Consider the following 7007-nt stretch of genomic DNA (forward strand, 5'->3'; position numbering starts at 1 on the left):
CTCGGCCGGAACTCTGGCCGAGAAGTCGAGGTTCTGGCCGAGAAGTCCCTTGCCGACCCGGGGGCGGGTGGCCGACGCGCTCAGACCCGGTGCATCCGCCGGGCCGCCTCGGCGATCGACCCGCTCATCGAGGGGTAGACCGTGAACGCCTGGGCCAGCTGGTCGGCGGTCAGCGACTCGGCCACCGCGATCGAGACCGGGTGGATCAGCTCGCTGGCCCGCGGACCGACGACCACGCCGCCGACGACGATCCCGGTGCCGGGGCGGCAGAACAGCTTCACGAACCCGTCGCGGACGCCCTGCATCTTGGCCCGCGGGTTGCCCCCCAGCGGCAGCATGACGACCTCGGCCTGGATCTCGCCCGCGTCGACCGCCTGCTGCGACCAGCCCACGGTGGCGATCTCGGGGGCGGTGAACACGTTGCTGCTGACCTTCTTCAGGTCCAGCGGCGTCACGGCGTCGCCGAGGAAGTGCCACATCGCGATCCGGCCCTGCATGGCCGCCACGCTGGCGAGCATCAGCACGCCGGTGCAGTCGCCGGCGGCGTACACCCCGCGGGCGGAGGTGCGCGAGACGCGGTCGACGTAGACGAAGCCGCCGTCCTTGACCAGCACCCCGGCCTCCTCGAGGCCCAGGTCGTCGGTGTTGGGCACCGAGCCGAGCGCGAGGATGCAGTGGGAGCCCTGGACGGTGCGGCCGTCGGTGAGGGTCACGGTGACGACGTCGCCGTCGCGGGTCACCGACTCCATCCGGCTCTTCGACAGCACGGTCATCCCGCGCCGCTTCGAGACCTCCTCGAGCACCAGCGAGGCGTCGGCGTCCTCGCCGGGCAGCACCCGGTCGCGGCTGGAGACCAGCGTGACCGGGATACCGAGCGCGAGGTAGGCACTGGCGAACTCCGCACCGGTCACGCCCGACCCGACCACGATCAGCTCCGTCGGCACGTCGGTGAGGTCGTAGACCTGCTCCCAGGTGAGGATCCGCTCGCCGTCGGGCTGGGCGCTCGGGAGGGTGCGCGGGGCGGCGCCGGTGGCGACCAGCACCGCGTCGGCGTCGTACGACGCGTCGCCGACCACCACCCGGCCCGGACCGTCGAGGCGACCCCGCCCGGTGACGACCTCGACGCCCTCGCGGGCCAGCCGGCGGGCGATGTCGGCGGACTGGTCGGCGGCGAGCGCCTTGACCCGCTCGTTGACCCGGCCGAGGTCGACCCGGATCGCGGTGGCGGCGTCGCCCTCGGCGTCGTGGAAGTTCACGCCGAGCTCGGCCGCGCCGGCGACCTCGGTCATCACCTCGGCGGTGGCGATCAGGGTCTTGCTCGGCACGCAGTCGGTGAGCACCGCCGAGCCGCCGATGCCGTCGGAGTCGACGACCGTCACGTCGGCGCCGAGCTGGGCCGCGACCAGCGCGGCCTCGTAGCCGCCCGGTCCGCCGCCGAGGATCACCACCCGGTCACTCATCGGCCGTCCTCCAGCTCGGGGTCTCGCCGCGCGCTCGTACCGTGCTCGCGGCTGCGGTCACAGGTTGATCATGTGGCCGGCGATGCCCTCGACGGCCTCCTTCATCGCCTCCGACAGCGTCGGGTGCGCGAAGACGTTGCGGGCGACCTCGTCGGCGGTGAGGTCCCACATCTGGGCCAGGGTCAGCGCCGGCAGCAGCTCGGTGACCTCGGGGCCGATCATGTGGGCGCCGACGATCTCGTTGTGCTCGGCGTCCGCGACGATCTTGACGAAGCCGACCCCCTCCGCCATGCCGCGGGCCTTGCCGTTGGCCGAGAACGGGAACTGGGCGACCTTGACGTCGTACCCCTTCTCCTCGGCCTGCGCCTGGGTGTAGCCGAACGACGCGATCTGGGGCTGGCAGAACGTCGCCCGCGGGATCATGTCGAAGTCGATCTCCTGGGTCTCCGCGCCCGCGATCGTCTCGGCCGCCACCACGCCCATCGCCTCGGCGGTGTGGGCGAGCATCAGCTTGCCGGTCACGTCGCCGATGGCGTAGACGCCCTCGACGTTCGTGCGGCCGCGCGCGTCGACCGCGATCGCACCGCGCTCGGTGAGCTCGACGCCGGCCGCGTCGAGCCCGTAGCCCTCGACCCGCGGGGCGAAGCCGAACGCCGCCAGCATCTTGTCGGCCTCGAGCACCTTCGACTCGCCGCCCGCGGCGGGACTGACCGTGACCTTGACCCCCGAGCCGGTGTCCTCGACCTGCTCCACCTTGGTGGAGAGGAGCACCTCGACGCCGAGCTTCTTGTATTGCTTGAGCAGCTCCTTGGAGACGTCCGGGTCCTCGGTGGGCACCATCCGGTCGAGGAACTCCACGATCGTCACGTCGACGCCGAAGTTCTTCATCACGTAGGCGAACTCGACACCGATCGCGCCGGACCCGCCGATGATGATCGAGCCGGGCAGGTCGGCGTCGAGGATCTGCTCCTCGTAGGTGACGACGTTCGCGCTCCTCTCCATGCCCGGCAGCATCCGCACCGTGGCACCGGTGGCGAGGATGATGTTGTCGGCGGTGTGGGACGTGACGTTGCCGTCCTTGTCCTTGACGTCGACCGACTTCTTGCCGGTGAGCGTGCCCCACCCGTCGATCTCGGTGATCTTGTTCTTCTTCATCAGGTAGTGCACGCCCTTGGCGCTGGCCTCGGCGACGCCGCGGCTGCGCTGGTGGGTCGCGGCGTAGCCCATGGTGGCCTCGCCCTCGATCCCGAAGGTCTTCTTCTCGTGCGTGATGATGTGGGCGATCTCGGCGTTGCGGAGCAGGGCCTTGGAGGGGATGCAGCCGACGTTCAGGCACACCCCGCCCCAGTACTTCTCCTCCACCACGGCCACGGACTTGCCGAGCTGGGCGGCGCGGATCGCGGCGACGTACCCACCGGGGCCGGCACCGAGGACGAGGACATCGAAGTGGGTCACGCACCCAGCCTAGTGCCGTGACGCAGCCCACCCGCACACGGCCGATAGGGTGCGGGACGTGACGTTGTACGCCGCCTACGGGGCCAACCTCGATCCCCGGCGGATGGGCGAGCGGTGCCCGCACTCCCCGCTGCAGACCACCGGGTGGCTGAGCGGCTGGCGGCTCACGTTCGGCGGCGAGGAGCACGGCTGGGACGGCGCGCTGCCGACCCTGGTGCAGGACCCGTTCGACCAGGTCTACGTCGCCGTCTACGACGTCACCCGCGAGGACGAGGCCACCCTCGACGAGTGGGAGCAGGCCGACTCCGGCCTCTACCGCAAGACCAAGGTCCGGGTCGCCACCATGACCGGCGAGCTCGTGGTGTGGACCTACGTCCTGGACGCCTACGAGGGCGGCCTGCCCTCTGCCGTCACCCTCGGCGTGCTCGCCGACGCCGCCGAGGCTGCCGACGCCCCCGCCGACTACGTCGCCGCCCTCCGCCGGCGGCCGTGCCGGTCGACGGGGCTGTAGGGGCCGGGCCCCGGGGTCGGTTTCCCCGGTGAACCGGGGAAACCGTCACTTCTCGGCCAGAGTTTCGGCCGAGAAGTCGAGGTTCTGGCCGAGAAGTCACGCAGCCGGGAAGAGGAGACGCCGGATCCGCGAGGCGGTCCGCTCCGGGGCAGCCAGGTCCGACCAGGTCAACCGGATGCAGCGCCAGCCCGTCGCCTCCACCACGCGCGACTCTCGGCGCCGCTCCTCGAGCAGCACATCCGTCGTCGTCTGACCCGGTTGCAGCAAGGATCCGTACTTCGCCCTGCCGTCGAACTCCGCGAACACGCCCAGTTCCGGCCAGGCGAAGTCGAGCCGGGCGATCGTCCGCCCGTGCGCGTCGGTCACCACGAACTGCGGCACCGGCATCGGCAGGTGCTGCGACCAGAACAGGTACCAGGAGCGCGACTCCGCCACCGACTCGCACCGCGGCTCGACGAGTCGAACGGCGAGGTCGGTCGACAGGCTCTCCGGCCAATGAGCGGCGCGGGCGGCCATGGCCGCCAGGGCGTCCCGGTCCGTCAGGCCGGCGTGGCACAGCTGGTTGAGCAACGCCACGGCGTGCTCGACGTCGGTCAACATCGTCGTCTCGATCCCGACCCGCGTGGCATTCATGACGGGTACGCCGTTCCGCTCGACCACGTCGCCGGGCACCACCCGGCCCCCGTGCTGGCGGACGCCGGCGCCCGTCCGGCCGATCCGTCCGTCGGTGCGGGTGACGTGGACCAGCTCGTCGGCAAGGTCCCACGGATCGATCCCGAGCTCACGGACCCCGGTCGTGTGCGACAGCACGAGGTCCGTCCTGCCTTGCTTGAGGACGGCCCGCGCCAGGACGCGGTGCCGGTCGACCGCGCTGAGGGCCCGGTGGGCGGCCGCGTCGACGTAGGCACCGTGGCGCACCCGCACCCACTGCTCGCGCTCAACCATGCGTGCGATGGCTTGGTCCCGCCACCCGGCCGCGACGAGGTCGCGCCAGAGATGGATGGTGGGCAGGGCCGGCGCGGTGGTGCTCATGGTGGCAACCTGCCCCCCCTCACGACCCGACACACCGCGGAGATCCGAGGCTGTGGAGAAGCGGGCCGACCTCTCGGCCAGAACCGTGACTTCTCGGCCGGAGTTCTGGCCGACAAGTGCGGGTTTCCCCGGTTCACCGGGGAAACCCCCACCCCCGACCCACCGTTCCCCCAACCATCCACCACCCGGCCACCGACGGGACTACGCTGCGCCACGTGACCGACACCTCGCCGTACGACCTCGCCCAGCAGGCCGCGGACGCGCTCGCCGAGCAGACCGGTGTGGCCAGCCACGACCTGGCGCTGGTGCTGGGGTCGGGGTGGCTGCCGGCGGTGGACGCGTTGGGCGAGGCGACGGCCGAGATCGACACCACGGACCTGCCGGGGTTCAGCGCGGCGGCGGTGGCGGGGCACAGCGGGAAGATCCGGAGCATCCGGGCGGGTGAGCGCAACCTGCTCGTCTTCCTCAGCCGCACCCACTACTACGAGGGCAAGGGCGTCGACGCGGTCGTCCACGGCGTCCGGACGGCGGCCCGGGCGGGCTGCCGCACCATCGTGCTCACCAACGGGTGCGGCGGGCTGCGGGAGACCTGGGCGCCGGGCACGCCGGTGCTGATCTCCGACCACATCAACCTCACCGGTCGCTCCCCCATCGTGGGCGCGACCTTCGTCGACCTGACCGACCTCTACAGCGCCCGCCTGCGCCAGCTCTGCCGCGAGGTCGACCCGACCCTGGACGAGGGCGTCTACGTCCAGTTCCCGGGGCCCCACTACGAGACGCCGGCCGAGATCGGGATGGTCCGGGCCATCGGTGGGCACCTCGTGGGCATGAGCACGACGTTGGAGGCCATCGCCGCCCGGGAGGCGGGGATGGAGGTGCTGGGCATCAGCCTGGTCACCAACCTGGCGGCTGGCATCGGGGGCGAGCCGCTCAACCACGAGGAGGTCCTGGAGGCGGGCCGCGCGGCGGCCTCGCGGATGGGCGACCTCCTCGGTCGCATCGTTCCACGTATCTGAGGACAGGCCCCCATGTCAGCACCAGGCGACGAGACCCGGCAACGACTGCTCGACGCGGCGATCCGCGAGTTCGCCGAGAGCGGCGTCCACAACGCCTCCCTCCTCGAGATCACCCGGGTCGCCGGGCAGCGCAACCGGGGTGCGGTCCACTACCACTTCGGCTCCCGCGAGGGGATGCTCGTCGCGGTGCTGCAGACCGAGGCGCCGTTCCTGGCCGAGCGCGAGCTGCAGCTGCTGGCCCGCGCCGAGGAGCGGCCCGACGACGACCTCGAGTCGGTCATCACCGCGATCGTGCAGCCGGTCGTCGAGCTGGCCGAGAAGGACTGGCGGGGCCGCTGCTACCTCCGCATCGTCGCCGAGGTCATCCAGGAGGACCCCGCCTCGGTCGACCCCGAGGTGCAGCGCACCCTCGACAGCACCGGCGGCGTCCAGGTCTACGGCCTGCTCGAACGCCGGCTGCCGCCGCTCCCCGACGACATCCGCATCGAGCGGATCTCGCTGATGACCATGTTCATCCTCCACTCGGTCGCCGAGCGCGCCCGGCTCGCCGAGCGCGAGACCGGCCGCGGCCAGCTCGGCACCGACCGGTTCGTGGCCAACCTGGTCGCGATGGCGGCCGCGATGATGCTGGCCCCCGTCCCCGCCTGAGCCCGCCGGGCCCGCGCCCGACCCGCGGGACGTACGGCGGCCGACGCCCTCGGGCGGGCGTCTACGATGGCCACTCGACCGCCCGACCGGCCCAGCCCGGCTCCGTCCCAGAAAGTCGTGATGACCGCACCTCGCACGTCGACCCGGGTGGCCGCGGGTGCCGCGGCCCTGGTCGTCCTCGGCCTCCTCGCCACGCCCACCGCCGCCACCGCCGCTCCGGTCAGCGACACCCCGTCGTTCCCGTTCTCCGACCCGTTGACCAGCAGCACGCCGAGCACGCCGTCGGTCCCCACCGACGTCGCCACCCCGCCCGGCGGGGTCACCGACGTGCCAACCGGCACCCCCACCGACCCGGGGACCTCGATCCCGCCCGACCCGGGCGCAGCGTCGGTGATCACCGACCGCGCCACCGCGGTCGCCGGACGGGCGCTGGCGTTCACCGGCCGTGGCTTCCTGCCGGGCGAGCAGGTGCTGGCGATCCTCGACGACGGCCTGGCCGCGGTGGGGCCGATGGTGGCCGGCACCGCCGGCGACGTCGCCGGGCTGCTCCAGCTACCCGGCGACCTGAACGCCGGCGACCACACGCTGCGCCTGGTCGGCGCGGCCTCGGGCTACCAGCCCACCGAGACCTTCCCGGTCGCCGCCGCCGACGACCCGGCCACCGAGCCGGAGGACGACGACTCCGACAACGCCGCCTACCTCTACCTCGGCGGCGCGTTCCTGCTCTTCGTCGCCGCCCTGGCGGCGTACCTGCTCCACCGCAGCCGGCGCAAGGGCGGCGCCGCCGGACGTCGCACCGGCGCGCCGGCCGAGCCCGGCGGCCCCGCCGGCGCCACTCCCGCCACCGCGGCGGGCGCAGCCGCTCCGACCTCGCCCGGCCGCCCG

6 protein-coding genes and 1 pseudogene are annotated in these 7007 nt (G+C 72.6%); 4 read left to right on the forward strand and 3 right to left on the reverse strand.

What is annotated here, in order from left to right:
• Nucleotides 1–80: 80 nt before the first annotated feature.
• Nucleotides 81–1460: an NAD(P)H-quinone dehydrogenase gene (locus JT721_RS02250; protein ID WP_205471247.1), complete on the reverse strand. Its 1380-nt coding sequence runs from the start codon at nt 1458–1460 to the stop codon at nt 81–83.
• A 57-nt stretch (nt 1461–1517) separates the two neighbouring features.
• Complete coding sequence (gene lpdA / locus JT721_RS02255) at nt 1518–2915, reverse strand: dihydrolipoyl dehydrogenase (RefSeq protein ID WP_205471248.1); 1398 nt, start codon at nt 2913–2915, stop codon at nt 1518–1520.
• Between the two features lie 58 nt (nt 2916–2973).
• Between lpdA and JT721_RS02260 the strand changes: the two genes are divergently transcribed.
• Complete coding sequence (locus JT721_RS02260) at nt 2974–3426, forward strand: gamma-glutamylcyclotransferase family protein (RefSeq protein ID WP_205471249.1); 453 nt, start codon at nt 2974–2976, stop codon at nt 3424–3426.
• Between the two features lie 96 nt (nt 3427–3522).
• On the opposite strand, the gene JT721_RS02265 is transcribed toward JT721_RS02260, so the two are convergent.
• Nucleotides 3523–4458 (reverse strand): type IV toxin-antitoxin system AbiEi family antitoxin domain-containing protein, encoded by a 936-nt coding sequence (locus tag JT721_RS02265; protein WP_205471250.1) that lies wholly within the window; start codon nt 4456–4458, stop codon nt 3523–3525.
• 215 nt (nt 4459–4673) lie between these two features.
• Here JT721_RS02265 and JT721_RS02270 point away from each other — a divergent pair, with 215 nt between their 5' ends.
• The 3 genes and pseudogenes from JT721_RS02270 to JT721_RS02280 form a co-directional block, all read left to right on the forward strand.
• Nucleotides 4674–5474, forward strand: coding sequence for a purine-nucleoside phosphorylase (locus tag JT721_RS02270; protein WP_205471251.1), 801 nt, complete (start codon nt 4674–4676; stop codon nt 5472–5474).
• A 12-nt stretch (nt 5475–5486) separates the two neighbouring features.
• Entirely contained in the window at nt 5487–6122 is a 636-nt protein-coding gene (locus tag JT721_RS02275; protein WP_205471252.1) for a TetR/AcrR family transcriptional regulator, read from the forward strand.
• A 120-nt stretch (nt 6123–6242) separates the two neighbouring features.
• A pseudogene (locus tag JT721_RS02280) lies at nt 6243–7007 on the forward strand (hypothetical protein); the annotation flags it as partial.

This window comes from Nocardioides sp. SYSU D00038 (genome assembly GCF_016924665.1).
Taxonomy (GTDB): domain Bacteria; phylum Actinomycetota; class Actinomycetes; order Propionibacteriales; family Nocardioidaceae; genus Nocardioides.

Bases quoted from the DNA above. Each gene is read 5' to 3' on its own strand.
- JT721_RS02250 (WP_205471247.1), bottom strand. From the start codon at position 1,460: ATGAGTGACCGGGTGGTGATCCTCGGCGGCGGACCGGGCGGCTACGAG.
- JT721_RS02265 (WP_205471250.1), bottom strand. From the start codon at position 4,458: ATGAGCACCACCGCGCCGGCCCTGCCCACCATCCATCTCTGGCGCGAC.
- JT721_RS02275 (WP_205471252.1), top strand. From the start codon at position 5,487: ATGTCAGCACCAGGCGACGAGACCCGGCAACGACTGCTCGACGCGGCG.